We start from the raw sequence: 24,065 nt of genomic DNA, 5'->3' as shown, positions 1-24,065 counted from the left end.
CTGCTCGCGATTGCGGTATGACAGTCGACGTCAATGTTGAATGTTGCTCCGTCATCGCGAGCAGGCTCGCTCCCACAGTGTTTTGTGTGTGTAGAAAATAAATATCCACAGGAGCGTGGAACATGCGTTGGGCGACGTATTTCGCCGTGTTGGCGTCTGTCTTGAGTGTCGGCCTGGCCCTGGGGGTCAGCATGCCGCTGGTGTCGTTTCGCCTGGAAAGCTGGGGTTACGGTTCGTTTGCCATCGGCGTGATGGCGGCGATGCCGGCCATTGGCGTTCTGCTGGGGGCGAAGATCTCCAGTCATCTGGCGGCGCGTCTCGGCACCGCCAATCTGATGCGTCTGTGTCTGTGGGGCGGGGCCGTGTCCATCGGTTTGCTGGCACTGCTGCCGAGCTACCCGATCTGGCTGGTCTTGCGCTTGATGATCGGGGTGGTTCTGACCCTTGTCTTCATCCTCGGTGAAAGCTGGATCAATCAACTGGTGGTCGAAGAATGGCGCGGACGGTTGGTGGCGTTATACGGCAGCAGCTACGCGTTGAGTCAGTTGGCCGGGCCGATTTTATTGGGGGTGCTGGGCACTGATCACGATTACGGCTTCTGGGTCGGCGTCGGATTGTTGGTGGCGGCACCGCTCCTGCTGCTGGGGCGCAGTGGCGCGCCCAGCAGTGAAGCCTGCAGCGTGACCTTTGGCGACCTGCTGACCTTTTGCCGTGGCCTGCCGGCGATCGCCTGGGCGGTGTCGCTGTTTGCGGCGTTCGAGGCGATGATCCTGACGTTGTTGCCGGTGTATTGCCTGCGTCAGGGTTTTACGACGGAAATCGCCCTGGCGATGGTCAGCACCGTGGTGGTGGGCGATGCCTTGCTGCAATTGCCGATCGGTGCGCTGGCGGATCGCATGTCGCGTCGTGCCTTGTTCACTGGTTGCGCAATGGCCCTGCTGGTGTCGAGCCTGGCGATCCCGTTGCTGATCGACACGCTGCTGATCTGGCCGCTGTGGGTGCTGTTCGGTGCCAGTGCCGGCGGATTGTTTACCTTGTCCCTGATCCTGATCGGCGAGCGCTATCGCGACGATGCACTGGTACGTGCCAATGCGCACATTGCGCAGCTGTGGGGGATCGGTTGCCTGCTTGGGCCGTTGATTGCCGGTGCCGGCAGCCAATGGATCAGCGGGCATGCGTTGCCGTTACTGATGGCGGCGGGGGCGCTTGGCCTGGTGATTCTGCTGTCGCGCCAGGGGGCGTTCGGTAGGGTTGTCGAACCGGCCTAGAGCATCCGCTCAAGCCCGACGGTATTACTGAGCCAGGCATTGAAACGCCGCCACCAACTGCCCGGTTCCCTGGTCAGGGTGTGCATTTTGCCGTCATCTTCGGTGACCCAGACGATGTGGTCATTTTCCAGTCGTACCTGATAACTCAGGGGCGGCGCCATGCCCTCCAGCGCCAGCTCGCGGACACGTTTCGCGAGTTCCGGGTTGTCCACCAGCACACCGACTTCGGTGTTCCACAGTGCCGAGCGCGGATCGAAGTTGAACGAGCCGATGAAGGCTTTCTGCTGGTCGAAAATGATCGCCTTGCTATGCAGGCTGGAATCGGAATCGCCATAGGTGCTGCTGGAAAACAGGCGAGGTGCGCTTCCGCTTGCATCGCCGGGTTGGCGACGCAATTCGAAGAGTTCCACCCCGTGCTCCAGTAATGCCTTGCGATACGGTGCATAACCGCCATGTACGGCCGGTACGTCAGTGGCTTCCAGTGAATTGGTCAGCAGCCGTACCGAGACCCCTGCGTCGGCGCGGCCGGTCAGGTACACCAACCCCGGTTGTCCGGGTACGAAGTAGGCCGAAACCATGATCAGCTCTTTGTTGACGCCCTTGAGTTCGGGCGCCAATTGGGTGGTCAACAGCAACTGCGGGTCGGGGTCGCCCTTGGCCAGTATCTTGCTCGGTGCATCCCAAAGTGCCTGGTTCCACGCCCAGACCAGTTCCTTGCGCCAGATGTCCAGGCGCGGTTCGGTTTTGAAGGTCATCAGTTGCTGATAGAGCGCGTGATTCTGCTGGCGATATTGCGCCAGGGACTCTTCCAGCCGGGTCCGGGAGTTTTGCAGGTCTTTAGCGGTCGGTTGGCTGGATACGAACGCATCGATCGGTTTGCTCAGGGCGCTGTTCCAGTATTGGTCGAAACTGTGTCCCAGCTGTTCGGCGACCGGGCCGACGCCGAGTATGTCGATGTCAGTGAAGTTCAGTTTGGGCTCGGCATCGAAGTACTCGTCCCCCAGATTGCGTCCGCCGACAATGGCCATGCTGTTGTCGGCCAGCCACAACTTGTTGTGCATGCGCCGGTGTTGCCGCGACAGGTTGAACAGGCGACCCATGGTGCGTGTGACGCCGGTGCTGCGACCCAGATGCAGGGGGTTGAACACACGAATCTGAATTTGTGGGTGCGCTGCCAGGGTGGCGATGGTGACGTCCAGGCCATCGCTGGTGGTGTCGTCGAGCAATATGCGCACGCGTACGCCACGGTCGGCAGCCTTGAGCAGCTCCTCCAGCAGCATGCGCGTGCTGATGCCGTCATGGACGATGTAGTACTGCAAGTCGAGGCTGCTTTGGGCGTTGCGAATCAGCTCGGCGCGGGCGGTGAAGGCTTCGGTGCTGTCGGATAGCAGGCGAAAACCCGATTTTCCTTCATGGGGCGCCGCCTGGGCCTGGACCGAACGGCCGAATGCCGAAGCGCTCGCCGGCAACGCCTGACTCGGCTCGCGCTGCACATCGAGGCTGGTGCAGCCGCCGAGAAACGAAGCGAGTAACACAAGAGCTAGCAGCGGCTGTCTGACTCTCACGTGGGATCGTTCCGATTGGCGGCAGATGTTGGCATATGGACGTTGATCTCCGCAGAAAGGTCAGTCGGTCAGCCCATCGGTTTGCGCCAGCAGTTTGATGGCGGCGGTGCCGACCTTGCGCACGGCGTCTTCAATCTGTGCCGTTGGTTTGGCAGCGTAGTTCATGCGCAGGCAATTGCGGTACTTGCCAGAGGCAGAAAAGATGCTGCCGACGGCAATCTGTACGCCTTGATCATGCAAGTCACGATTCAGTTTCAAGGTGTCAAAGCCTTCCGGCAGTTCAACCCACAGCATGAAGCTGCCTTGTGGTCGGCTGGCGCGGGTACCGGCGGGGAAGTAGCGGGTGACCCAATCGATCATGACATCGCGATTACGCTGGTATTGAGTGCGCATCCGCCGCAAATGCGGTTCGAAGTGACCGCTCTTGAGGAATTCGGCGATGGCAATCTGGGGCTGCGGCGCGGTGGAGCCGGTGCTGATGTATTTCATGTGCAGCACCCGTTCCAGATAACGTCCGGGCGCAACCCAGCCGATACGCAGACCGGGGGCGAGGGTCTTGGAAAATGAACTGCACAGCAGGACGCGGCCGTCCTCGTCGAAGGATTTGATCGTGCGTGGGCGCGGATAGGTGTAGGCAAGTTCGCCATACACATCGTCTTCGATGATCGCCACGTCGAAACGCTGTGCGAGCGTCAACAACGCGCGTTTGCGCGACTCCGGCATGATGTAGCCCAGCGGGTTGTTGCAATTGGGGGTCAACTGTATGGCTTTGATCGGCCATTGCTCCAGGGCCAGTTCCAGTGCGTCCAGACTGATCCCGGTGAGCGGGTCGGTGGGGATTTCCAGGGCTTTCATGCCCAGGCCCTTGAGGGTTTGCATGGCGCCATGAAAGCTCGGCGAATCCACGGCCACGATATCGCCTGGCTCGCAGATCGAACGAATGCTGGTGGACAACGCCTCGTGGCAGCCGGTCGTCACCACCAGGTCGCCGGGGCTCAGCTGGCAGCCGGAATCGAGCATCAGCCGGGCGATCTGTTCGCGCAGTTCAAGGTTGCCGTGAATGTTGTCGTAATACAGACCGGGCATGTCCTGCCGGCGGCTGAGCTTCGCCAGGCCACGCAGCAGAGGTTTCAAGGTCGGGGTGGTGATGTCCGGCATGCCGCGACCCAGTTGCACCACATCCTTGCGCGGCACCGCGCGGATCAGTTCCAGCACCTGATCCCATTGGGAAATATCCACGGGCCGCTGAGCGGGGCGGCCCACCGCCGGCAATTCCGGCAACTCGCGACTGACCGGCACGAAATACCCGGATTTAGGCCTTGGCGTAGCCAGGCCGCTGTCTTCCAGCATGCGGTAAGCCTGCTGCACGGTGCTCAGGCTGACGCCATGTTCGACGCTCAGCGCCCGCACCGACGGCAACCGGTCACCCGGGCGATAGAAGCCCTGCTCGATACGCGTGCCGAGCAATTCGGCGAGGTTGACGTAAAGGGTCATGGTGCAGTCTCGATGTGGGTGATTCGGTTGACCAGTACAGATGGGGCAAAAATTCAAGATTCAGAGCTTGGATTGTCAAATCTGTATGGAAATAATACAGCTGTGTTGAATCTGTAATGGTTTTCGTCGTCCACGCATCATGAAAGCTCTGGCTACCCAAGTAAACAGGAGCAATCAAAATGAACGGCTTGAGCGATGTGCGGCTGACGTTACACAGTCAGGAACTGGCGAAAGGGCAAGACAACGGTGCGCGCGGGGCGACGATGCGCAATGCACCGCGTGGCTTGAGTCGCTGGGATCTGTTCTGGCATCGTCTGCACACGCGCAGGGCATTGCTAAGCCTCACGCCAGAGCAGCTCAAGGATGTCGGCTTGAGCCGTGAGCAGGCGCGGGAGGAGGGGCTGAAGCCTTTCTGGCGGATCTGATTTTTAGCGTTCTTGCGGGCCTCATCGCGGGGCAAGCCTTGCTCCCACAGGATACGCGCTGTTCTGTGGGAGCAAGGCTGGCCCGCGATGGCGTCCAGAATGACACCCTGAGCCCCTCAGGCCCACTCTTTGAACCGATGCCACAACATCCCCAGCGCCAACAACGGCGAGCGCAAATGCCTGCCGCCAGGGAAGGTAATGTGTGGCACCTTCGCAAACAGGTCAAAGCCTCCACTCTGTTGTCCGCTGATCGCCTCAGCCAACAGCTTGCCCGCCAGGTGCGTGGCGTTCACGCCATGCCCGGAATAAGCCTGGGCGTAATACACATTCGGCTGGTCTTTGAGCCGACCGATCTGCGGCAGGCGGTTGGCGCCGATGCCGATCATGCCGCCCCATTGATAATCGATCTTCACGTCGCCTAATTGCGGAAAAACATCCAGCATCTTCGGCCGCATATAGGCCGCGATGTCTTTAGGGTCCCGTCCCGAATAATGGCAGGCACCGCCGAACAGCAAGCGGCGGTCGGCCGAGAGCCGATAATAGTCCAGCGCCACCCGTTGATCGCAGACCGCCATGTTTTGCGGCAATAGTGAATGCGCCAGTTCTTCGCTCAAGGGCTCGGTGGCGATGATGTAGCTGCCGGCGGGCAGGACCTTGCCGCTGAGTTCGGGGTTGAGTTCATTGAGGTAGGCATTGCAGCCCAGCACCAACGTCTTGGCGCGGACCGTGCCTTGGGCGGTATGCACCTTGATTTCGGGTCCGTAATCGATGCGGATGACAGCCGACTGCTCGAACAATTTCACGCCCAGTTGTTGCGCGGCGGCAGCTTCGCCCAGCGCCAGGTTCAGCGGGTGCAAATGCCCGGAGCCCATGTCGATCAGGCCGCCCACATAGCGGTCGGAGCCCACCACGGTGTGCATTTCGTGAGCTTGCAGCAGGCGGGTTTCGTAGCGATAACCGAGGCTGCGCAGTTCTTCGGCGTCTTCGGCAAAACCTTCCAGGTCGCGGGGCTTGTTGGCCAGGTCGCAGTAACCCCAGGTCAGGTCGCAGGGGATCTGAAAACGGTCGACCCGCTGTCGGACGATTTCAACGGCTTCCAAACCCATGAGTTTCATCTGACGCACGCCGTCGGCACCGATGATGTTTGCGAACTGATCTAGGCCGTGGCCGACCCCGCGAATCAGCTGCCCGCCGTTGCGCCCGCTGGCGCCCCAGCCGATCTTGCGGGCTTCGAGCAACACCACGCTGAGGCCGCGTTCAGCCAGTTCCAGCGCCGTGTTCAATCCCGAGAAACCACCACCGACCACGCACACGTCGGCCAGTACTTCGCCTGTGAGCGCCGGATAATCCGGCTGCGGCAGGCTGCTGGCGGCGTAGTAGGAGGCAGCGTGCTGGGCACCGGCATTCATGGGCGTCATCCTGATACGTGTGTTTAGAAAACTTGACGGAGGATAAGCCGGACCTTCGCAAGCGGGCAACATTGGTCGGTTGCCGCTGTCTGGATCGCGGCTTTTGCCTCAGAATCACGCCCTATCCCGTTATCGGTCAGCGCCACGATGAGCTGCAACAGCCAGAAAGTCCGCACACTGCGCCAGCAGATTCCCTCCTTCGAATGCGTGCCCGGCTGCCATGACTGCTGTGGCCCGGTGACCACTTCGCCGGAAGAAATGTCGCGCCTGCCGCGTAAGACCCGGGCCGAGCAGGAGGCGGCGATGGACGAACTCAATTGCGTGCACCTGGGGCCGAATGGCTGCACGGTGTATGACGAGCGGCCGTTGATCTGCAGACTGTTTGGCACCACCCAGACCTTGCCATGCCCCAATGGGCGGCGGCCCGTGGAGTTGATTCATCCGCGGGTGGAGAAGCAGGTGTTCGAGTACATGGCTTCGAACAGGCAGGTTCTTGTTTAAAAATCAGACCGAGTTGCCTGCCTTCGCGAGCAGGCTCGCTCCCGCAATGGAATCGTGTCGTGCACAGAGTTTGTTGCCACTGAAGATCAACTGTGGGAGCGAGCCTGCTCGCGAAGACGGCCGAACAGGCACCACAAATCTTCAATCCGGAATCGGCAAACTCAAACTCTCCTTCACCTCTTCCATCACGATATAGCTCTTGGATTCGCGCACATGGGGCAGCTTGAGCAGGATGTCGCCCAGCAATTTGCGGTACGAGGCCATCTCGGAAATCCGCGCCTTCACCAGATAGTCGAAATCCCCTGACACCAGGTGGCATTCCAGCACATGAGGCAGTTTCAGCACTGCACGTCGGAACTCCTCGAAAGTATCGCCGGATTTGTAGTCCAGGCTGATCTCGACGAACACCAGCAGACTACCCTTGAGGTGCTGCGGATTGAGCCGCGCGTTGTAGCCCATGATGATCCCTTCGCGCTCCAGGCGTCGCACCCGCTCCGTGCAGGGTGTGGTCGAGAGCCCGACCTTTTCCCCAAGCTCCGTAAAAGAGATGCGCCCGTCCGCTTGCAGGATCCGCAGGATGCTGCGGTCGATCTTGTCCAGCTCACGTTTGGTTTGAGTGTTGGTACGCATAGGGGATGCGCCTCCGTGAAAAGGGTTTTTGCCGAGAATTGTCGCCAAATATAGGCGCTTATATAGTGAAAATCACTGCCTAATCTTTTTTACACTGCGCACATCTAAAGCTCTGTACTACACACGTCAGCGGTCAGCCGCGATGAGGGATATGAAAATGCGCGTTATGGTCTTGGGTAGCGGCGTCATCGGTACCACCAGTGCTTATTATCTGGCCCGTGCCGGGTTTGAAGTGGTGGTGGTCGACCGGCAGCCTGCTGCTGCCATGGAGACCAGTTTCGCCAACGCCGGCCAGGTGTCGCCGGGTTATGCCTCGCCGTGGGCCGCGCCAGGTGTGCCGCTCAAAGCCATCAAGTGGCTGTTGCAGCGTCACGCGCCACTGGCGATCAAGGCCACCGCCGATATCGACCAGTACCTGTGGATGGCACAGATGCTGCGCAACTGCACCGCCAGCCGTTACGCGGTGAACAAGGAGCGCATGGTCCGTCTGTCCGAGTACAGCCGTGACTGCCTCGACGAATTGCGCGCCGAAACCGGCATCGCCTACGAAGGCCGCAGCCTCGGGACTACCCAATTGTTCCGCACCCAGGCTCAGCTCGACGGTGCCGCGAAAGACATCGCCGTGTTGAAAGAGTCCGGCGTGCCGTTCGAACTGCTCGACCGCGAAGGCATCGCCCGCGTTGAACCGGCCCTGGCCAGCGTCACTGACATCCTCGCCGGTGCCCTGCGCCTGCCGAACGACCAGACCGGCGACTGCCAGATGTTCACCACCAAGCTTGCCGAGATGGCAGCGAACCTGGGTGTGCAATTCCGTTTCGGCCAGGACATCCAGCGCCTCGACTTCGCCGGCGACCGCATCAACGGCGTGTGGATCGATGGCAAGCTGGAAACCGCTGACCGCTACGTGCTTGCACTCGGCAGTTATTCGCCACAATTGCTCAAACCGCTGGGCATCAAGGCACCGGTGTATCCGCTCAAGGGTTACTCCCTGACCGTGCCGATCACCAACCCGGCGATGGCCCCGACCTCGACCATTCTCGACGAGACCTACAAGGTCGCGATCACCCGTTTCGACAACCGCATCCGCGTCGGTGGCATGGCGGAGATCGCCGGTTTTGACCTGTCGCTGAACCCGCGTCGGCGCGAAACCCTGGAGATGATCGTCAACGACCTTTATCCTCAGGGCGGCGATCTGGCCCAGGCCAGTTTCTGGACCGGTCTGCGTCCGACCACGCCGGACGGTACGCCGATTGTCGGCGCTACCCCGTTCAAGAACCTGTTCTTGAACACCGGCCACGGTACGCTCGGCTGGACCATGGCTTGCGGCTCGGGTCGCTTGCTGGCAGATCTGATGGCGAAGAAAAAGCCGCAGATCAGCGCCGAAGGCCTCGATATTTCCCGCTATGGCAGCAAACTGCCGGAGCCTGCAAAACATGGCAGCCCAGCGCCGGCTCATCAGTGAGTTCACGGTAGTCGCGCTGCGGTAATCAACAACGCAAAATCCCTCTCCCGGTGCTACTGGCGGTTATCGCCGCCCGCAGCGCCGGTTTTTCTTCCCAACGACCGACCAGAAGTCTGCCGCCATGCGTCCTGCCCGTGCCCTGATCGACCTTCAAGCCCTGCGCCACAACTACCAGATTGCCCGTGAAGTCACGGGTGCCAAAGCCCTTGCGGTGATCAAGGCCGATGCCTATGGTCATGGCGCGGTGCGTTGCGCCCAGGCGCTCGAAGCCGAAGCGGACGGGTTTGCCGTGGCCTGCATCGAGGAAGCCCTGGAACTGCGTGCCGCCGGCATTCGCGCGCCGGTGTTGCTGCTGGAAGGTTTTTTCGAAGCCGATGAACTGCCGCTGATCGTCGAGCATGACTTCTGGTGCGTGGTGCATTCGTTGTGGCAGCTCGAAGCCATCGAGAAAGCGGCACTGAGCAAACCGATCACGGTCTGGCTCAAGCTCGATTCGGGCATGCACCGGGTGGGTCTGCATCCGAAGGATTATCAGCCGGCCTATCAACGGCTGCTGGCCAGCGGCAAGGTGGCGAGGATTGTGCTGATGAGCCACTTCGCCCGTGCCGACGAATTGAACTGCCAGGCCAGTGCCGAGCAGGTCGCGGTGTTTGAAGCGGCGCGTCAGGGGTTGTCAGCCGAAGTCAGCCTGCGCAATTCGCCGGCGGTGCTCGGTTGGCCGCAAATTCCGAGCGACTGGGTGCGTCCGGGCATCATGCTCTACGGCGCCACGCCGTTCGAGGAAGCCAACGCCGTGGCCTCGCGCTTGCAACCGGTGATGACCCTCGAATCAAAAGTGATCAGCGTGCGTGAACTGCCGGCCGGCGAGCCGATCGGCTACGGTGCCAGATTCATCACCCAAAAGCCGATGCGCGTTGGCGTGGTGGCCATGGGTTACGCCGACGGTTATCCACGGCTGGCGCCAACCGGTACGCCGGTGCTGGTGGCCGGGCAACGCAGCCAGTTGATCGGTCGGGTGTCGATGGACATGCTGTGCGTCGACCTGACTGATATTCCGCAAGCCGGCCTGGGCTCGACCGTGGAGTTGTGGGGCAAAAACATCCTGGCCAGCGACGTGGCCATCGCGGCGGGCACTATTCCTTACCAGATTTTCTGCAACCTGCGCCGGGTGCCAATGCTCTATTCCGGTAGCTGACACCGGGCGCTACGAACCGGAAGTCGCCTCACTGAACAGGATTCAGGTCGAGGTGTTGTAAATACTGAACGCTGTCGCCATGATAACGATCAATATTTCAACAACCCTGATTCCTGGAGGCGCAAGCTTTGGACGTCGGTGAACGACTGCAATCGATCCGTAAGCTCAAAGGGCTTTCCCAGCGTGAACTCGCCAAGCGCGCGGGCGTGACCAACAGCACCATTTCGATGATCGAAAAGAACAGCGTCAGCCCCTCGATCAGTTCGCTGCGCAAAGTGCTGGGCGGAATTCCCATGTCCATGGTCGAGTTCTTTTCCGAAGAGATCCTGCAGGAAAAGCCGACTCAGATCGTCTACAAGGCCAACGAGCTGATCGACATTTCCGATGGTGCCGTGACCATGAAACTGGTCGGTCGGGCGCACCCGAGCCGGGCTATCGCGTTCCTCAATGAAATCTACCCGCCAGGCGCCGATACCGGTGACGAGATGCTCACCCACGAAGGCGAGGAAACCGGAATTCTGGTGGAAGGTCGGCTGGAATTGGTGGTCGGGCTTGAAACATTTGTGCTCGAAGCCGGCGATAGCTACTACTTTGAAAGTACCAAGCCACACCGTTTCCGTAATCCGTTCGATGCGCCGGCGCGACTAATCAGCGCAGCTACACCCGCGAACTTTTAAGAGAAGAGGCGCCCTGCCAGCATGGCGGAGGCACCCAAGCTGTTTTTCCGTTGCGCAACAAGACCCCTTCGACTTTGGGGTTGTTTCAGTGTCGCGGGCTTACCGCTATACTTGCGCCCGCCTGCGAACCGTGGCCGTAGGCGTGACTAGCCACCATTGAGGGTGAACGCGTGAACCTAATTATGAAAATGCTGGCCGTACCAGCAACCGTACTGGCCCTCTGGGCTGTCAGCGCTCAAGCTGCGACCAACGACGCAATCGCTAAACGCCTTGAGCCAGTCGGCCAGGTCTGCGTTCAGGGTCAAGAGTGCAAGGGCATGGAAGTGGCCTCTGCTGCCGGCGGCGGTGGTGGTGCCAAGACGCCTGATGAAGTCATTGCAAAACATTGCAACGCTTGCCATGGCACCGGCCTGTTGGGCGCGCCGAAGATAGGTGATGCTGCCGCCTGGGGCGAGCGCGCCAAGAAAGAAGGCGGTGTTGACGGTCTGCTCGCGAAGGCGATCACCGGCCTCAATTCGATGCCGCCAAAAGGCACCTGCGCCGATTGCGCAGACGCCGAGCTCAAAGGTGCGATCCAGAAGATGTCGGGTCTGAAATAGCCTTCATCTGCAGCAAAAAAGCCGCTTGCGAGCGGCTTTTTTGTGCCTGCGATTTCGATAAAGGTCGCTGATCCCTGTAGAAGCGAGCCCGCTCGCGATGGTCGTCAACGATGACACGGCAAGCCTGGCACCCCGCGGAGCATTCAGGTGCTTCGCGAGCACGCTCGCTCCTACAAGGTTTTTTGTGGCGGCCGAAGCAAAGACCCGGCAAGCTCGGTCCAACCTGCTTCATGGAATGCATGGGAGGATCGGATGGTGCAGCTGTGTTCTATCGAGCAAGCGGTCGATGAAGTGCTGGCACGTTTGCCGGCGCATATTCACATGGGCCTGCCCCTGGGCCTGGGCAAGCCCAACCCTTTCGTCAATGCGCTGTACCGGCGCATCGCGCAGCTGCCACAGCGGCAGCTGACGATCTATACCGCGCTGTGCCTGGGTCGCCCTCCGTTGGGTGACGGATTGCAAAAACGCTTCCTCGAACCCTTTATCGCAAGGGTCTTCGGTGATTATCCGGAGCTGGATTTCCTCGCCGACCTGCATCGCGACAACCTGCCGGGCAATATTCATGTTCAGCAATTCTTCATGCAGCCCGGCAGTCTGCTCAATAGCGCTGCGGCGCAGCAGGACTATGTCAGTAGCAATTACAGCCATGCCGCCCGGGACATCAACGCTGCGGGCTTGAACCTGGTGGCGCAAAGGGTGGCCAGTCATGGTGAGCATCCCGACCGCTTGAGCCTGAGCTGCAACCCGGACATCACCCTTGACCTGTTGCCGATGATTGCCAAGCGTCGGGCCGCAGGGGAGACGATCCTGATGGTTGGCCAGGTGCACGCCGATTTGCCCTACATGCCCGGTGACGCCGAAGTCGGCATCGATACCTTTGACCTGCTGATCGACGAGAAAGACAGCACCACGCTGTTCTCCACGCCGAACATGCCGGTGGGTTTCCAGGACCATTTCATCGGTCTGCACGCCAGTACATTGGTGCGCGATGGCGGTACTTTGCAGATCGGTATCGGCGCCATGGGCGATGCGCTGACGGCGGCGTTGCTGGCGCGCCAGGCGGATAACGAGGGGTACAAGGCGTTGCTCGCGGACATAAACCTCAGCCAATGGGCGCAACTGATCGAACGTGAAGGCGGCCTCGAACCCTTTGCCAGGGGCCTGTACGGTTGCAGCGAAATGTTCGTCAACGGCCTGCTGGTATTGGCCGATGCCGGGATTGTGCGGCGCAAGGTCTACCCGGACGTACAGACTCAACAACAGGCCAATGCCGGCACTCTCGATGAAGCGGCGCAGAATGACGGCATCTGCGTTCACGGCGGCTTCTTCCTCGGGCCACGCAGTTTCTACGAGCGCTTACGCGGCCTGCCGCAGGATAGGCGGCTCGAATTCAACATGACCCGCATCAGCTACATCAACGAACTCTATGGCCAGGAAGAGCTCAAGCGCTTGCAGCGTCTCGATGCGCGATTTATCAACACCGCGTTCACCATGACCCTGCTTGGCGCCGGTGTGGCGGATCAGCTCGAAGATGGGCGGGTGCTCAGCGGTGTCGGCGGGCAGTACAACTTTGTTGCCCAGGGCCATGCGCTGGAGGGCGCGCGTTCTATCCTGCTTCTGCGCAGCTGGCGTGAATCGGGTGGCGAGGTCAGTTCCAACATCGTCTGGGAGTATGGCCACTGCACGATCCCGCGGCACCTTCGGGACATTGTGGTCACCGAATATGGCATTGCCGATCTTCGCGGCAAGACGGATGCGGCGGTGATTGAAGCGCTGCTGAATATCAGCGATTCACGCTTTCAGCAGGGTTTGATCGAGCAGGCGCAAAAGGTTGGCAAGTTGCCCGGGGATTTCCGTCTCGATCCACGTTTCATCGACAATCATCCGCAAAGGTTGCAGGCGATTCAGGCGCGGCATGCGCAGTTGCTTGCGGAGTATCCGCTGGGTTGTGATTTCACCGGGGTGGAGTGCGATCTGCTGCGGGCGCTTAACTGGCTGAAGAGCAAATTCAAACTGAGCGAGGTACTGGAGTTGGGCAAGGCTGCGCTGGATGCGCCGCAGGCTTCGGAATTTCCCGAGCATCTGGAGCGGATGCAGCTGACCAGCCCCGATGGCCTGAAAGAAGACCTGTTCCAGCGGTTGCTGCTCACCGGCCTCAAGGCCACCGCCCCATAACCACGAACGACGATCCCTTGTAGGAGCTGGCTTGTCAGCGAAGGGGTCATAACATTCAACATCTCTGCTGGCAGTCAGGTCGCTTTCGCTGGCAAGCCAGCTCCTACAAGGACTTGCGGCGTTATTCGATGAAGGTCACGACGCCACCGGCCAGGGACTGAACCCGAGCCAACGACTCAACGCGATACCCTTGAGCATCCAGTTCCGCACGACCGCCCTGAAACGACTTCTCGATCACGATACCCAAACCAGCCACGGTGGCGCCGGCCTGCTTGATGATCGAGATCAGCGCCTGGGACGCCTTACCGTTGGCCAGGAAGTCATCGATGATCAACACGCGGTCGCTGCTGGTCAAATGGCGCGGGGAGATCGCCACGGTGCTTTCGGTCTGCTTGGTGAACGAGTAAACGGTGGCCGACAGCAGGTTTTCGGTCAGGGTCAGGGACTGGTGCTTGCGGGCGAAAATCACCGGCACGCCGAGGTTCAGACCGGTCATGATCGCCGGGGCAATGCCCGAAGCTTCGATGGTGACGATCTTGGTAATGCCCGAGTCCTTGAACAGCGTGGCGAATTCGTCGCCGATCAGCTTCATCAGGGCCGGGTCGATCTGGTGGTTCAGAAAGGCGTCGACTTTCAGGACCTGATCGGAAAGCACGATGCCTTCTTCGCGGATTTTCTTGTGCAGTGCTTCCATGAAGCTGTCCTCTAATGGCGCTTGTGGCGCCGAAGGTCTAAGTAAAAGTGGTCAATTCTAACGCTTTAACATCGCGCGTATATCCGCCAATGCGTTGTTGCCGCGAACGGCTTTGACTTCGGTCGGGGTGTCGTCGTTGCCTTCCCAGGCCAGGTCATCCGGCGGCAGCTCATCGAGGAAGCGGCTCGGCGCGCAGTCGATGATCTCGCCGTATTGCTTGCGCTTGGCGGCGAAGGTGAAGGCCAGGGTCTGACGCGCGCGGGTAATCCCGACGTAGGCCAGGCGGCGTTCCTCTTCGATGGTGTCGGCTTCGATACTGGAACGGTGCGGAAGGATTTCCTCTTCCATGCCCATGATGAACACGTAGGGGAATTCCAGGCCCTTGGAGGCATGCAAGGTCATCATTTGCACGCCTTCGGCGCCGTCTTCCTCTTCCTGCTGACGCTCCAGCATGTCGCGCAGCACCAGTTTGCCAATGGCGTCCTCGACGGTCATTTCGCCTTCTTCGTCCTTCTCGAGCGTGTTTTTCAACGCCTCGATCAGGAACCAGACGTTACCCATGCGGTAGTCGGCGGCCTTGTCACTGGAGCTGTTGGTGCGCAGCCAGTTCTCGTAGTCGATGTCCATGACCATGCTGCGCAGGGCGGAGATCGGGTCTTCGCCGGCGCATTGCTCGCGGACCCTGTCCATGAAGCGCTTGAAGCGCGACAGGCGATCGGTGAAACGTGAGTCCAGATGTTCGCCCAGGCCGATTTCATCGGTGGCGGCGTACATCGAGATCTTGCGCTCGGTGGCGTAGTTGCCCAGCTTCTCCAGCGTGGTCGAACCGATTTCCCGGCGTGGAACATTGATCACCCGCAGGAAGGCATTGTCGTCGTCCGGGTTCACGATGAGGCGGAAGTAGGCCATCAGGTCTTTTACTTCCTGGCGTCCGAAAAAGCTGTTGCCGCCGGACAGGCGATAAGGCACCTGGTGGTGCTGCAATTTCAGCTCGATCAGCTTGGCCTGGTAGTTACCGCGGTAGAGGATCGCGAAATCACTGTACGGGCGGTCGGTGCGCAGGTGCAGGCTGAGGATCTCCATGGCCACGCGCTCGGCTTCGGCGTCTTCGTTGCGGCAGCGGATGACACGGATCTCGTCGCCGTGGCCCATTTCACTCCACAGCTGCTTTTCGAATTCGTGCGGGTTGTTCGAGATCAGCACGTTGGCGCAACGCAGGATGCGGCTGGTGGAGCGGTAGTTCTGCTCCAGCATCACCACTTTCAAGGACGGGTAGTCTTCCTTGAGCAGCATCAGGTTTTCCGGACGCGCGCCGCGCCAGGCATAGATCGACTGGTCGTCGTCGCCTACCACGGTGAACTGGTTGCGTTTGCCGATGAGCATTTTCACCAGCAGGTATTGGCTGGCGTTGGTGTCCTGATATTCGTCCACCAGCAGGTAACGCACTTTGTTCTGCCACTTTTCCAGAATATCGGCGTGCTCTTCGAACAGCTTCACCGGCAGCAGGATCAGGTCGTCGAAGTCCACCGCGTTGAACGCCTTGAGCGTGCGCTGATAGTGGGTGTAGACGATCGCGGCGGTCTGTTCCTTGGGGTTGCGTGCGTTTTCCAGGGCCTGGGCCGGCAGGATCAGGTCGTTTTTCCAGGCGCCGATCATGTTCTTGATCTCGTCGACGCCGTCGTCGCCCGAGTATTCCTTCTGCATGATGTCGGTCATCAGGGCCTTGACGTCGGTCTCGTCAAAGATCGAGAAGCCCGGTTTGTAGCCCAGCCGCACGTGTTCCTTGCGGATGATGTTCAGGCCCAGGTTGTGGAAGGTACAGACCGTCAAGCCGCGACCTTCACCGGCGCGCAGCAGGGTGCCAACCCGTTCCTTCATCTCGCGCGCGGCCTTGTTGGTGAAGGTCATGGCGACGATGTACTGGGCGCGGATGCCGCAGTTCTGGATCAGGTGGGCAATCTTGCGCGTGATCACGCTGGTCTTGCCGGAGCCTGCACCGGCGAGCACCAAAAGAGGGCCGCCGACGTAGCTCACGGCTTCTTGCTGCCGGGGATTGAGTCGGGACATAGGTAAATTCAGGAGTCAGTCACGAAATGGGCCGGCATTTTAACAGGCTCAGCAATTTGTGCTGCTCTCTCCGACTTGTGACGTACAACGCGATCTCTAATTGCCGGTTTTGTTACTTTCACGCAGGATGCGCAACGGAATTGCGGCTAATGTTCGTATTTCCGGATACAGAGGCCTCGTTTGATAACTGATGTCATTGGTCATTGGTTATCGGCACGGCATAATGCCCGTCGCCTACATCTTTGCAGAGTCTAGGGAGCTAGCTTGTCTACGCCTGTCGAACCCTTGCGTTTGCTGCTATTGGCCGAAGAGCCAGCGTGGGCAGCGTTGTTGCGCGAGTGTCTGGCTCCGATGGGGAGCTCGGCCGTGCTCATCAGCGCGCCGAGTTGGGAGTCGGTCAGCAGTCTGTTCGATGACAACCGCAGCGCGGTGTTGTTGACGATCCCGGCTCTCCAGCCGGCGCCAGGCCGTTGCTGTCTGCCGACGGTGTTGCTGCTCGAACATGAGCCGCTGACCCCGCCTGACGGTGTAAGCGACTGGCTGGTGCGCGATCATCTCGATCCCGGCATGTTGCGTCGTTGCTTGCGTCATGTGCGTGAGCGCGGCGTGCTGGAAACCACGCTGCAGCGCCTGGCCGAGCAAGATCCGCTGACCGGCATCGCCAACCGCCAGGGTTTCCAGACCTTGCTGACGGCGCGCCTGGCTGAAAACGAAGGCCGTGGCCTGGCGTTGGGGCACCTTGATCTCGACAACTTCCGCCACGCCAACGATGCCCTTGGCCATCAGGCCGGCGATCGTTTGATCCTGCAAGTGGTGGCGCGCCTCAAGAGCCAGCTGGAGGTCGGCGATCAACTGGCGCGGCTGGGCAGCGATGAATTCGCCCTGCTGATCGACACCCGCCGCGCCCCCCAGCGCGCCGAATGGATGGCCGAACGCATCACCGAAGCCCTGGCCGAGCCCTATTGGGTCGATGGCGAAAGCCTGTTGATCGGCTCCAGCCTGGGCATTGCCCACGCCCGCGCCCAGGCCGGCGCCGACCCGTTGATGTGGCATGCACACATCGCCATGCAGCAAGCCAAGAGTACCCAGGGCTGCACCTTTCACATCTTCAATGAACGCATCAACCGTAATGCCCGCAGTATCGCCGACCTCGAAACCGAGCTGCGCCGGGCGTTGCGCCGTGATGAGCTGGAACTGCATTACCAGCCACGGCTGAATCTCGAGGACGGGCAGATCGTCGGCCTCGAAGCCCTGGTGCGCTGGCGCCATGCCGAGCGTGGTTTGCTGCCACCGAGCGAATTCGTGCCGCTGGCCGAGCAAAGCGGTTTGATCGTGCCGCTGGGTTACTGGGTGATTTCCCGGGCCTTGCGCGACATGCAAGCCTTGCGTGAGCGCGGTTTGCCGCCGCTGCACATGGCGATCAATCTGTCGTTCCGCCAGTTCCAGGACAGTCAGTTGCTCTCGACCCTGAGCCGGCTGATTGCCGAGCGTGGCGTCGAGGCGCAATGGCTGGAATTCGAACTGACGGAAACTGCGGTCATGCGCCGCAGTGATCTGGTCAAGCAAACCATGGACGCCCTCGGGCGCCTGGGCGTGCGTTTCTCCCTCGACGACTTCGGCACCGGGTTCTCATCGTTCGTACACCTCAACAGCTTGCCGATCACCTTGCTGAAGATCGACAAGAGCTTTGTCGGCGGTATGGAGCAGCGCGAAGAGAACCGCAAACTGGTTCACGCGATGATCAACCTCGCGCACAACCTCAATCTCGAAGTCGTTGCCGAAGGCGTGGAAACGGCGGAGCAGCTGGATCTGTTGCGCGGGTTTGCCTGTGATCAGGTGCAGGGATATCTGATCAGCAAACCGTTGGCATTGCCTGATTTGGTGGAATACCTGACCTTTGGCAGTAGCCAGCAACCGCCGCTGGAAGGGGTAATTTGACACGAGCCCCCTGTAGGAGCTGGCTTGCCAGCGAAAGCGGTTTGTCATTCAACACATCTGTCGTCTGACCCATCGCCATCGCTGGCAAGCCAGCTCCCACGGGTTTTCATTTGGCCTGGATGGCGTCGAAATGCTGCGGGGATGGCTCCCGCCGAATCATCCGCTTCATCTTCCACTCAAACGCCAGTGTCAGGCTTACCGCCGAGCACGCCAGTCCCAGTGCCAGCCCCCACCAGACACCGGTTGGGCCCCAGTGCAAGTGGAACGCCATCCACCACGCGGCGGGCGCGCCAATCAACCAATAGCAACCCAGGCCGACCAGGAACGTAGTCTTGGCATCCTTGAGCCCACGAATGCAGCCCATGGCGATGGTTTGCGTGCCATCGAACAGCTCGAACCACGCCGCCACCGCCAGCAGGCTCACGGCGAGGTTGATGACCTCGCGGAACGCCGGGTCGTTGTGGTCCAGGAACAGACCGATCAACTGATTCGGCAGCAGCCAGAACACCATCGCAAAGCACAGCATCGCGGCCGCGCCGAACGCGATACCGACCCGTCCGGCCAGTCGCGCGTCCAGCAGTTGCCCGGCGCCGTAGTGTTGGCCGATGCGCATGGTGATCGCGTAGGAAATCCCCGCCGGGACCATGAACGCCACCGAAACGATTTGCAGGGCGATCTGGTGCGCCGCCAGCTGCGTACTGCCCATGGTGCCCATGCACAGTGCCGCGAATGCAAACAGCCCGACTTCCACTGCGTAGGTGCCGCCAATCGGCAAGCCCAGGCGCCATAGCTCCTTCAGGTATTGCCGGTTGAGCCGCAGCAGGCCCTGACGCAGCGGGTAGGCGTCATAAGCCGGATGCCGGCGGATGTGCCACGCCAGGGCCAGCGCCATGAGGTTGGCCACAATCGCCGTGACCAGGCCGATGCCCATCAAGCCCAGTTTCGGCAGGCCAAACATGCCGGTGATCAACGCGTAGTTGAGCAGGAAGTTGGCCACCGTGCCACCCAGGCTGATGACCATCACCGGCGTCGCGCGGCCAATGGCGCTGGTGAAGCCACGCAGGGCCATGAAGCTCAGGTAGCCGGGCAGGGCGAAGGGCAAGAACACCAGGAACTGCCCAGCCGCCTGGACGTTGCTTTCGGTCTGGCCGAACAGCAGCAAGACCGGTTTGAGGTTCCACAGCAGCAGCCCGCCGCCCAGCGCCATCAGCCACGCCAGCCACACCCCGGCTTGGGTCAGTCGGGTCGCACCGAGGATATCGCCTGCACCCTGACGGATCGCCACCAGGGTGCCGACTGCCGCAATCACGCCGATGCAGAAAATCGACACGAATGAATAACTCGCCGCGCCGAGCCCGCCACCGGCCAGCGCCTCGGGACTCAGGCGCGCCATCATCAAGGTGTCGGTGAGGACCATCAGCATGTGCGCCAACTGCGAGGCGATCAACGGCCCCGACAGCCGCAGGATGGCCCAGAGTTCAGTACGTGCTGGATGCTGCATGGTCATCACGCTCGATTGTCAGAGTGAACAGGAAAGCATCGATTCTCGGCGCTCCGCGGGGTTTGCACAAAGGGATAAAAAGGATGGATGGCATGATTCAAACTCATGCTGGGCAGTTTCTGCTAGGGTGGCCGAATCCCGGTGTAGGAGCTTTCCCAATGTCGCGTCGTCTTCCTCCCTTGTATGCCCTGCGCGCATTCGAAGCGGCGGCGCGACACAGTTCGTTCACCCGTGCCGCCGAAGAGTTGTCGATCACACAAAGTGCGGTCAGTCGGCATATTCGTACGCTCGAAGATCATTTTGCTTGCCGCTTGTTTCACCGCAGTGGCCGCCACCTGCAGCTGACCGAGTCGGCCCGGCTGTTGTTGCCGGGCATCCGCGAGGGTTTCACTGCCCTGGAGCGCGCCTGCAATACCTTGCGCGCCGAAGACGACATTCTGCGCATGAAAGCTCCGTCGACACTGACCATGCGCTGGTTGCTGGCGCGGCTGAGTCGTTTCCGCCATTTGCAGCCGGGCAATGAGGTGCAACTGACCAGCGCCTGGATGGATGTCGATTCGGTGGACTTTAACGATGAGCCATTCGATTGTGCGGTGTTGCTGAGCAACGGGCATTTCCCGCCGGACTGGGAGGCGAGTTACCTGTTTCCCGAGGAGTTGATCCCGGTGGGCGCGCCAAATCTGCCGAACGATCCACCCTGGGATGCCACGCGCCTGGCCAACACCGAACTGCTGCACCCGACGCCGGACCGGCGCGACTGGCGCAATTGGCTGGAGCGCATGGGCCTGGCCGATCAGGTGTCGCTCAAGGGCGGGCAGGTGTTCGACACGCTGGAGCTGGGCATGATCGCTGCGGCCAGGGGTTACGGCGTGTCCATGGGGGATTTGCTGATGGTGGCGGAAGATGTTGCCCAGGGACGTTTGAGCCTGCCGTGGCCGACGGCGGTGGCCAGCGGTGAGAAATACTACCTTGTGTGGCCGAAAACACGTCCGGGCGGTGAACGCATGCGCCGGCTCAGCGACTTTTTGCAAGGTGAAGTACGGGCCATGGAATTGCCGGATGTCGTGCATTTGAGTTGATGCGATGATGGCGCCGCAGAGGCTGGCGGCGGTCTTGCGTTCCGAGGTAGAACGCTTTCATCCAGGCGCGGCTGAAATCGCTTTCGCGAGCAGGCTCGCTCCTACAGGATTGGCGTCGATATGATATTGCATGAGCGACGCGGAACCTGTGGGAGTGAGCCTGCTCGCGATTGGGGGCAACACGGTCCCGGCACTATTGCGTCGCCGGCCGATACTGCAACGCTTCGGCCAGATGCTCACGGTTGATCGCATCAACCTGTTCCAGATCCGCCAGTGTCCGCGCCACCTTGAGCAATCTATGGGCTGATCTGAGCGACAACGTCAGTCGTTCACACGCTGTTTCCAGCCAGGTTTCATCGACTGTGGATAAGTTGCAGTGACGGCGCAGCCCTGGCAGATCGAGAAATGCATTCGCGCATCCCTGGCGCTTGTGCTGTCGCTCGCGGGCCTCGGCAACCTGCGCCGCAGCCGATGCCGTGTCATCCCCAGGTTTATGCGCCGGATTCAGCGCCGTGGCTTCCCGGGCCACGGTCAGGTGCAGATCGATCCGATCCAGCAGCGGCCCCGAGAGCTTGTTGCGATAGCGTTGCACCATGTCCGGCGTGCACGAACATTTACCGCTGGGCTCGCCAAGATATCCACAGGGGCAGGGGTTCATGGCCGCGACCAATTGAAAGCGCGCCGGAAATCGCACGCGATCCTTGGCCCGTGAGATCACAATATGCCCGGACTCCAGCGGCTCGCGCAGCACCTCCAATACCTTGCGATCAAATTCCGGGAGTTCGTCCAGAAACAGCACACCGTGGTGGGCGAGAGTAATTTCGCCAGGCTGGGGTTTGGAGCCTCCACCCACCAGCGCGGGCCCGGATGCCGAGTGATGCGGCTGGCGAAACGGCCGCTGCGGCCAATGGCTCAGCGGCACGCAACTGGTGACCGATTGAATCGCCGCCACTTCCAGTGCTTCATTTTCGGCCAGCGGCGGCAGCAATCCCGGCAGGCGGCTGGCCAACAGCGTTTTCCCCGTTCCGGGTGGCCCGCTAAACAGCAGGTTGTGAGCGCCTGCGGCAGCAATCAGCAAGGCACGCTTGGCCGAGAGTTGACCCTGTACCTCATTCAAGTCGGGATAAGGTTTGCTGGCGTACAGCAAGCCATTGGAAACATAAGGCTCGATCGGTGTATGCCCATTGAAATGCGCGACGGCCTCAAGCAAATGATCCACCGCAATCACCTTCAACCCCGACGCCAGGCACGCTTCCTCGGCGTTCGCTCGTGGCACCATCAACCAGCGCCCGGCCTTGCGCGCCGCCAGCGCCGCCGGCAACACCCCTCGAACCGCTCGCACCGCGCCCGATAACGCCAACTCCCCAAGACACTCCACATCATCGAGCGTCAATGTCGGCACCTGCACACTGGCCGAGAGAATGCCCAGGGCAATCGCCAGATCGAACCGCCCGCCATCCTTGGGCAAATCCGCCGGCGCCAGATTCAACGTGATCCGCCGCGCCGGAAATTGCAGCCCCGAATTGATGATCGCACTGCGCACCCGATCCTTGCTTTCCTTAACCGCCGCCTCAGGCAGGCCGACCATGGTCAGCGACGGCAAACCATTGGCCAGGTGGACTTCGACGGTGACAGCGGGGGCATCCACGCCGATCTGGGCGCGGCTGTGGACGATGGAGAGGGACATGGTCGTTCCTTGAGGTGACGAGGGGCCGCTTCCTGCGGTTTTTGAAGGGTAGTTGGGGGAGGAGATTTCGGAGGTGTGGGTGAAGAGGCAAATTTTCACTGGATGTTGCTTGTATGAAGCAGGCTGATGGCGAGACACAAAAAAACCGCCATTCAGACGGTTTCTTTCACGACAAAATAGTCAATTTCTTCCACCTGCCAACCACCCCCGGGCTCAAGTTCTTTACCACGCGCGATGCCGACTTCAATAAGGCGCAGTTGATTGGCCGATAGGTTTCCAGCCAGGTGACGTGCTTCGGCGTGGAATTCAACAATTTGTAGCAGCTTCGCCTTTCGCTTTTTTGGGCTCATAAACACCTCGTCTATCGAATACCAAGAAGAAAAGCTTAAAGGCGCGGGTGTGAGCTGATAAGCCGGGACAAAGAACTGCTTTTTGTAGGATCGTGCCGAGATAGTTGAAGGACGCCGGTGAAAAGGTTCGGATGGTCTTGCCTGATTAAGTTGGCTGCTTATGATCGCGGCTCTATGCAGCCTTAGGAGGTGAAAGTGAACCGGAATGGAATGCGCTCGATTCATCCTGGGGAAATTCTCAGTGAAGAGTTTCTGAGGCCATTGGGGCTCACAGTGGTGGCGTTGGCTCGCTCGCTGAACGAGCCTGAGGCGGAAATAAGCGATGTTGTAAGGCAGCAAAGCGCTGTCAGTGCAGGTTTGGCGAAGAAGCTGTCTATCCATCTGAACACCACGCCCGAGTTCTGGCTGAATCTGCAATCGACCTTCGATTTGCGCACAGCCAAGATTGAGCGTGGTTGAACGTTAAGTATTCAAAGCGCCTGCAATACTCGTGAAGCCCGCTTCCACCACGGGTTTACCGGGCGTGTTGCTGGCTCCCGTTCCATCATCTGCGGCACATCCTGCAACCGTATCCACGGCTGGTTATTCCAGTGCAGCAAACTCAACGACATTTCCGGCCAATTGAGCAGGCTCAGTTGTGGGCGTTCGGTGGTGGTGGGGTGTTGGGCGTCTCGCAAGGCGGGGACCACTTCATGGGTGAGCCATTCGCGTAGGGCCCGGTATTCGGGGCAGTAGTGGTAGACGAGGAGGGCGTAGACGCCGGATTCGCTGATTAGCAGGGTGTTTTCGATTTGACCGTGTATTGCTATCCGAACGGTTTGGTATTGGTCGGGATCGAGTTTTCGGAGTTGACGGTCGTTGAGGTAGATGCGGAGTAGGCGGCCCAGGTCGCGGGCGCTGAACCAGGGTTGGTTTTCTATTAGCAGGGCGTGGAGGTGGAGTTTGTGGCGGGTGAAGACGTGGGGGGTTAGATAGTTTTCTTCCATGGTGCAGCTCCCGGATGCGTATGTAGGAAGCTGCCTCTAGTCGTCGCCAAACGAAAAGGGTGGCAGCTGTGCGCGGGTTGGCGAACCGGTGCATCCGGAAAAACCGGCAGACCCGAAGGTCTCCCACGCAGAGCCGCCATAATTCGAGAAGGGAAGACTTCCCAAGTTCGAACGTGGTCGCGATGCGCTGGATGCTATCCGGGTCGCCAAACCCAGAGCTGAATATTCAGCTGGGGAAGAGCTTAGAGATCGGATACTCGACGACGCAATCGGACGGCGGTGCGATGTTTGTAGGACGTTGCCGGGATTTTTGCGGGGCTTGGGATCAAAAGATCGCAGCCTGCGGCAGCTCCTACAGGTGAA

The 24,065-nt window shown here is 60.3% G+C and carries 21 protein-coding genes; 11 read left to right on the top strand and 10 right to left on the bottom strand.

Annotated elements, in window-relative coordinates; all coding sequences use genetic code 11:
• The first annotated feature begins 122 nt into the window (after positions 1 to 122).
• Positions 123 to 1,268 (top strand): MFS transporter, encoded by a 1,146-nt coding sequence (locus LAB08_RS29490; protein ID WP_096514238.1) that lies wholly within the window; start codon positions 123 to 125, stop codon positions 1,266 to 1,268.
• Here LAB08_RS29490 and LAB08_RS29485 read toward each other — a convergent pair.
• Both LAB08_RS29485 and LAB08_RS29480 read right to left on the bottom strand, forming a co-directional pair.
• Positions 1,265 to 2,833 carry a phospholipase D family protein gene (locus tag LAB08_RS29485; RefSeq protein ID WP_096514239.1) on the bottom strand — a complete coding sequence of 523 codons (1,569 nt, stop codon included), beginning with the start codon at positions 2,831 to 2,833 and terminating at the stop codon, positions 1,265 to 1,267. The two genes, LAB08_RS29490 and LAB08_RS29485, sit on opposite strands and share 4 nt — an antisense overlap.
• Before the next feature lie 60 nt (positions 2,834 to 2,893).
• A complete protein-coding gene (locus tag LAB08_RS29480) occupies positions 2,894 to 4,327 on the bottom strand; it encodes an aminotransferase-like domain-containing protein (RefSeq protein WP_096514240.1) in 1,434 nt (477 codons plus the stop codon).
• 179 nt (positions 4,328 to 4,506) lie between these two features.
• Here LAB08_RS29480 and LAB08_RS29475 point away from each other — a divergent pair, with 179 nt between their 5' ends.
• On the top strand, positions 4,507 to 4,752 hold the full coding sequence (locus LAB08_RS29475) for a DUF1127 domain-containing protein (protein WP_096514241.1): 246 nt from the start codon (positions 4,507 to 4,509) through the stop codon (positions 4,750 to 4,752).
• Between the two features lie 116 nt (positions 4,753 to 4,868).
• Here LAB08_RS29475 and LAB08_RS29470 read toward each other — a convergent pair whose 3' ends face one another.
• A complete protein-coding gene (locus LAB08_RS29470) occupies positions 4,869 to 6,161 on the bottom strand; it encodes an NAD(P)/FAD-dependent oxidoreductase (RefSeq protein WP_096514242.1) in 1,293 nt (430 codons plus the stop codon).
• Positions 6,162 to 6,308: 147 nt separating this feature from the next.
• Between LAB08_RS29470 and LAB08_RS29465 the strand changes: the two genes are divergently transcribed.
• On the top strand, positions 6,309 to 6,662 hold the full coding sequence (locus LAB08_RS29465) for a YkgJ family cysteine cluster protein (protein WP_096514243.1): 354 nt from the start codon (positions 6,309 to 6,311) through the stop codon (positions 6,660 to 6,662).
• Positions 6,663 to 6,803: 141 nt separating this feature from the next.
• Here the strand turns inward: LAB08_RS29465 and LAB08_RS29460 are convergent, their stop codons facing one another.
• The gene (locus LAB08_RS29460) at positions 6,804 to 7,292 is read right to left on the bottom strand and encodes an Lrp/AsnC ligand binding domain-containing protein (RefSeq protein WP_095194410.1); all 489 of its coding nucleotides are present in this window, start codon (positions 7,290 to 7,292) and stop codon (positions 6,804 to 6,806) included.
• A 157-nt stretch (positions 7,293 to 7,449) separates the two neighbouring features.
• Here LAB08_RS29460 and dadA point away from each other — a divergent pair, with 157 nt between their 5' ends.
• The 5 genes from dadA to LAB08_RS29435 all read left to right on the top strand — a co-directional run bounded on the left by dadA (position 7,450) and on the right by LAB08_RS29435 (position 13,400).
• On the top strand, positions 7,450 to 8,754 hold the full coding sequence (gene dadA, locus LAB08_RS29455) for a D-amino acid dehydrogenase (protein WP_096515620.1): 1,305 nt from the start codon (positions 7,450 to 7,452) through the stop codon (positions 8,752 to 8,754).
• Between the two features lie 121 nt (positions 8,755 to 8,875).
• A complete protein-coding gene (gene alr, locus LAB08_RS29450) occupies positions 8,876 to 9,949 on the top strand; it encodes an alanine racemase (protein WP_096514244.1) in 1,074 nt (357 codons plus the stop codon).
• Between the two features lie 128 nt (positions 9,950 to 10,077).
• On the top strand, positions 10,078 to 10,626 hold the full coding sequence (locus tag LAB08_RS29445) for a cupin domain-containing protein (RefSeq protein WP_007947433.1): 549 nt from the start codon (positions 10,078 to 10,080) through the stop codon (positions 10,624 to 10,626).
• A 182-nt stretch (positions 10,627 to 10,808) separates the two neighbouring features.
• The gene (locus LAB08_RS29440) at positions 10,809 to 11,225 is read left to right on the top strand and encodes a c-type cytochrome (protein ID WP_096514245.1); all 417 of its coding nucleotides are present in this window, start codon (positions 10,809 to 10,811) and stop codon (positions 11,223 to 11,225) included.
• Between the two features lie 252 nt (positions 11,226 to 11,477).
• The gene (locus LAB08_RS29435) at positions 11,478 to 13,400 is read left to right on the top strand and encodes an acetyl-CoA hydrolase/transferase C-terminal domain-containing protein (RefSeq protein ID WP_096514246.1); all 1,923 of its coding nucleotides are present in this window, start codon (positions 11,478 to 11,480) and stop codon (positions 13,398 to 13,400) included.
• A gap of 121 nt (positions 13,401 to 13,521) precedes the next feature.
• Here LAB08_RS29435 and LAB08_RS29430 read toward each other — a convergent pair whose 3' ends face one another.
• Positions 13,522 to 14,094 (bottom strand): xanthine phosphoribosyltransferase, encoded by a 573-nt coding sequence (locus LAB08_RS29430; RefSeq protein WP_020799401.1) that lies wholly within the window; start codon positions 14,092 to 14,094, stop codon positions 13,522 to 13,524.
• Between the two features lie 57 nt (positions 14,095 to 14,151).
• Positions 14,152 to 16,161 carry a DNA helicase Rep gene (gene rep / locus LAB08_RS29425; RefSeq protein ID WP_007975144.1) on the bottom strand — a complete coding sequence of 670 codons (2,010 nt, stop codon included), beginning with the start codon at positions 16,159 to 16,161 and terminating at the stop codon, positions 14,152 to 14,154.
• Between the two features lie 264 nt (positions 16,162 to 16,425).
• Here rep and LAB08_RS29420 point away from each other — a divergent pair, with 264 nt between their 5' ends.
• Complete coding sequence (locus tag LAB08_RS29420; protein WP_096514247.1) at positions 16,426 to 18,099, top strand: putative bifunctional diguanylate cyclase/phosphodiesterase; 1,674 nt, start codon at positions 16,426 to 16,428, stop codon at positions 18,097 to 18,099.
• A gap of 106 nt (positions 18,100 to 18,205) precedes the next feature.
• On the opposite strand, the gene LAB08_RS29415 is transcribed toward LAB08_RS29420, so the two are convergent.
• The gene (locus tag LAB08_RS29415; protein WP_096515622.1) at positions 18,206 to 19,600 is read right to left on the bottom strand and encodes a NorM family multidrug efflux MATE transporter; all 1,395 of its coding nucleotides are present in this window, start codon (positions 19,598 to 19,600) and stop codon (positions 18,206 to 18,208) included.
• Positions 19,601 to 19,758: 158 nt separating this feature from the next.
• Here LAB08_RS29415 and LAB08_RS29410 point away from each other — a divergent pair, with 158 nt between their 5' ends.
• The gene (locus LAB08_RS29410) at positions 19,759 to 20,679 is read left to right on the top strand and encodes a LysR substrate-binding domain-containing protein (protein ID WP_096514248.1); all 921 of its coding nucleotides are present in this window, start codon (positions 19,759 to 19,761) and stop codon (positions 20,677 to 20,679) included.
• A 193-nt stretch (positions 20,680 to 20,872) separates the two neighbouring features.
• Here the strand turns inward: LAB08_RS29410 and LAB08_RS29405 are convergent, their stop codons facing one another.
• Entirely contained in the window at positions 20,873 to 22,366 is a 1,494-nt protein-coding gene (locus tag LAB08_RS29405; protein ID WP_096514249.1) for a YifB family Mg chelatase-like AAA ATPase, read from the bottom strand.
• A 152-nt stretch (positions 22,367 to 22,518) separates the two neighbouring features.
• Positions 22,519 to 22,716: a hypothetical protein gene (locus LAB08_RS29400; RefSeq protein ID WP_096514250.1), complete on the bottom strand. Its 198-nt coding sequence runs from the start codon at positions 22,714 to 22,716 to the stop codon at positions 22,519 to 22,521.
• Positions 22,717 to 22,911: 195 nt separating this feature from the next.
• On the opposite strand from LAB08_RS29400, the gene LAB08_RS29395 reads away from it, so the two are divergent.
• Positions 22,912 to 23,175, top strand: coding sequence for a HigA family addiction module antitoxin (locus LAB08_RS29395; RefSeq protein ID WP_096514251.1), 264 nt, complete (start codon positions 22,912 to 22,914; stop codon positions 23,173 to 23,175).
• An 11-nt stretch (positions 23,176 to 23,186) separates the two neighbouring features.
• Here LAB08_RS29395 and LAB08_RS29390 read toward each other — a convergent pair whose 3' ends face one another.
• On the bottom strand, positions 23,187 to 23,702 hold the full coding sequence (locus tag LAB08_RS29390) for a BRO-N domain-containing protein (protein WP_096514252.1): 516 nt from the start codon (positions 23,700 to 23,702) through the stop codon (positions 23,187 to 23,189).
• Positions 23,703 to 24,065 lie beyond the last annotated feature (363 nt).

The sequence above is a fragment of the Pseudomonas izuensis genome (genome assembly GCF_002356535.2).
In the GTDB taxonomy this organism is placed as follows: Bacteria; Pseudomonadota; Gammaproteobacteria; order Pseudomonadales; family Pseudomonadaceae; genus Aquipseudomonas; species Aquipseudomonas izuensis.
Note: the sequence above shows the minus strand (reverse complement) of the source record. Positions and strands in the feature narration are given on the sequence as shown.

Coding starts and splice junctions, on each gene's coding strand:
- LAB08_RS29460 (WP_095194410.1), bottom strand. CDS start 7,292: ATGCGTACCAACACTCAAACCAAACGTGAGCTGGACAAGATCGACCGC.
- LAB08_RS29465 (WP_096514243.1), top strand. CDS start 6,309: ATGAGCTGCAACAGCCAGAAAGTCCGCACACTGCGCCAGCAGATTCCC.
- LAB08_RS29410 (WP_096514248.1), top strand. CDS start 19,759: ATGTCGCGTCGTCTTCCTCCCTTGTATGCCCTGCGCGCATTCGAAGCG.
- LAB08_RS29480 (WP_096514240.1), bottom strand. CDS start 4,327: ATGACCCTTTACGTCAACCTCGCCGAATTGCTCGGCACGCGTATCGAG.
- LAB08_RS29435 (WP_096514246.1), top strand. CDS start 11,478: ATGGTGCAGCTGTGTTCTATCGAGCAAGCGGTCGATGAAGTGCTGGCA.
- LAB08_RS29470 (WP_096514242.1), bottom strand. CDS start 6,161: ATGAATGCCGGTGCCCAGCACGCTGCCTCCTACTACGCCGCCAGCAGC.
- LAB08_RS29440 (WP_096514245.1), top strand. CDS start 10,809: ATGAAAATGCTGGCCGTACCAGCAACCGTACTGGCCCTCTGGGCTGTC.
- LAB08_RS29400 (WP_096514250.1), bottom strand. CDS start 22,716: ATGAGCCCAAAAAAGCGAAAGGCGAAGCTGCTACAAATTGTTGAATTC.
- LAB08_RS29405 (WP_096514249.1), bottom strand. CDS start 22,366: ATGTCCCTCTCCATCGTCCACAGCCGCGCCCAGATCGGCGTGGATGCC.
- rep (WP_007975144.1), bottom strand. CDS start 16,161: ATGTCCCGACTCAATCCCCGGCAGCAAGAAGCCGTGAGCTACGTCGGC.
- dadA (WP_096515620.1), top strand. CDS start 7,450: ATGCGCGTTATGGTCTTGGGTAGCGGCGTCATCGGTACCACCAGTGCT.
- LAB08_RS29475 (WP_096514241.1), top strand. CDS start 4,507: ATGAACGGCTTGAGCGATGTGCGGCTGACGTTACACAGTCAGGAACTG.
- LAB08_RS29430 (WP_020799401.1), bottom strand. CDS start 14,094: ATGGAAGCACTGCACAAGAAAATCCGCGAAGAAGGCATCGTGCTTTCC.
- LAB08_RS29415 (WP_096515622.1), bottom strand. CDS start 19,600: ATGCAGCATCCAGCACGTACTGAACTCTGGGCCATCCTGCGGCTGTCG.
- LAB08_RS29390 (WP_096514252.1), bottom strand. CDS start 23,702: ATGGAAGAAAACTATCTAACCCCCCACGTCTTCACCCGCCACAAACTC.
- LAB08_RS29490 (WP_096514238.1), top strand. CDS start 123: ATGCGTTGGGCGACGTATTTCGCCGTGTTGGCGTCTGTCTTGAGTGTC.
- alr (WP_096514244.1), top strand. CDS start 8,876: ATGCGTCCTGCCCGTGCCCTGATCGACCTTCAAGCCCTGCGCCACAAC.